The organism is Lamprobacter sp. (genome assembly GCF_034860625.1).
In the GTDB taxonomy this organism is placed as follows: Bacteria; Pseudomonadota; Gammaproteobacteria; order Chromatiales; family Chromatiaceae; genus Lamprobacter.
On sequence record NZ_JAYESN010000383.1, the window covers coordinates 1 to 2193 of the forward strand.

The 2193-nt window shown below is 47.1% G+C and carries 2 protein-coding genes; both read left to right on the forward strand.

The window, feature by feature from the left end:
* The coding region (locus tag VBE63_RS27850) for a hypothetical protein (RefSeq protein WP_323686238.1) at window positions 1-213 on the forward strand (213 nt) is incomplete at its 5' end.
* Window positions 214-330: 117 nt separating this feature from the next.
* Window positions 331-2097, forward strand: coding sequence for an IS1634 family transposase (locus VBE63_RS27855; RefSeq protein ID WP_323686239.1), 1767 nt, complete (start codon window positions 331-333; stop codon window positions 2095-2097).
* Window positions 2098-2193 lie beyond the last annotated feature (96 nt).

Genomic DNA, 2193 nt, shown 5'->3' on the forward strand with positions numbered 1-2193 from the left:
GCAAGCCATATTGATCGTGTTCGTGTTCGTGTTCGTGGTCGTAATCGTAATCGACTGCCGTGGATTCTCGATGACGATTACGACCACGACTACGACCACGAAAGGCAATCGGTCACAGGATTTCCGCAGCGAAGTGCTCGGCGTTCCAAGGTGGGGTCAGACTTCCGGGTTGCTGTACTACCCACCACGGGTTTTTCCGTGGTTGAACATTGAAATCGTGTGCAACTGATTTTGGCGTCGTTCTTTATCCGACATTCCGCAGGTGCCTCATCAAAAAAAATGATTTTTTGGTAAAATCTGCTATCTAACTGAATTAAATGGAGAATAATGATGGCAATCCATGTTGAGACCGGTTTGATGCGCTCACCGACTCCCTACCAAAGCAAAGCTCTTGCGCATCTGGGCTTGGTGGCAGGAATGTACGACGAGTTGGGAATTGGCGAAAAAATTGATGCGCTGATTCCACATGACGAGACAAAACGTCACATTTCTCTCGGTCAAGCCGTCAAAGCGATGGTACTCAATGGATTAGGTTTTGCCAACCGTGCGTTATATCTCATGCCACATTTTTTCGAGGACAAACCGACTGCTCGGCTCATCGGCTCGGGCGTGACAGCTGATCATCTCAACGACGATGTACTCGGGCGTACTTTGGATGCGATCTATCAGTACGGAGCAACACCTTTGTACATGGCGCTTGCCGGCCAGGCCGTGTCTCGGCTCGACCTTGCTTGTCGCTGCGTGCATCTTGATTCCACAAGTTTTCACACGGATGGAGTTTATAATAGTTTGCTGGACAAGGAAGACGTGCCATTTAACACGATTCATGTCACCAAGGGGTATAGTCGCGATCATCGACCCGATCTGAATCAAATCGTGCTGCAGTTGATTAACGAAAATCAGGCGGGTATTCCGTTAACAATGTCGACTTTATCCGGTCACGCGGACGATAAAACACATTTTCGGAAGACGGTGACAGAGTATGTGAGTCAGTTACAAAATGACGTAGGTGTCGAAATTTTCGTTGCAGATAGTGCTTTATATAACAAGGAAAGCCTGCACGAAATGGAGTTAATTCCTGATCTGTACTGGCTTACGCGCGTACCGATGTCCATTCATGACGCCACTCAATTCGTAGACACGATTGGGCCAGAATTATTAGCCGAATCGACAGAAGATGTTGTTTACAGAACGTTAAGCACGACCTATGCCGGGATTCGTCAACGCTGGATTATTGTGTTTTCGCCTGATGCGCATGCCCGTGCTTGCAAGACTGTCGCGAAACAATGGAAGAAAGATCTTGAAGCGGATCGCAAACATTGGACACAACTGACGAAAAAAACGTTTGCGAGCGTCGAGGAAGCCGAAGCGGCTTTCGAGGTCTGGCAGAAAAAACTGCTTGTCACACGAGTCGACTCCATGCGTTTGATTTCCGAACCTTACTATCAAGGGAAAGGACGTCCGGCAAAACATCGTCAGCCCGATGGCTTCACTTATCGTATCGACGGGGAACGCGTTGAAATCATCGAGAAAAAAGAAGAACGAACGGTGCGGAAAAGTTGCTTTATTTTGGCGACGAATCACCTGGACGCGGACTTGACCGACATGGATGCGCTGAGTGGTCGGATAGCAAAGGAAAACAATCCTATCGATTCCACCGATGACGTTCTGGAACTTCACCCGCTGGCCACGGCGCCACTTGTCATCGCGACTTACAAAGGTCAACAAAAAGTCGAAAAAGGGTTTCGTTTCCTGAAGGATCCTCTGTTTATGGCCACGAATCTTTACCTGAAATCGGAAGAGCGCATCATGGCTCTCATGATGGTGATGTGTTTGTGTCTGTTAGTTTATGCGGCTTTGGAATATCGGGTTCGCCAAACACTCAAAGAAACAGGAGAATTGTTTCCTAATCAGTGTGGCCAACCGGTCTCGAACCCAACGGCGCGATGGATTTTCCAGTATTTCAAAGGTATTCACGTATTGATTCTGAATACACTAGAAGAATATATACTAAACCTCAACGAGCAACAACAATTATTGCTTTCTTTACTCGGTTCGCGATATATCGATCTCTACTCGAATTTCGAAGTCACTTAGACCAAGATTTGTGGATTTTCAGAAAATAGATTTTGGGCGAATGTCAAGTGCGGAATGTCGGCTCTATGATCGTTAGGCCGAACAAATCAATGACCA

Bases quoted from the DNA above. Each gene is read 5' to 3' on its own strand.
- VBE63_RS27855 (WP_323686239.1), top strand. From the start codon at position 331: ATGGCAATCCATGTTGAGACCGGTTTGATGCGCTCACCGACTCCCTAC.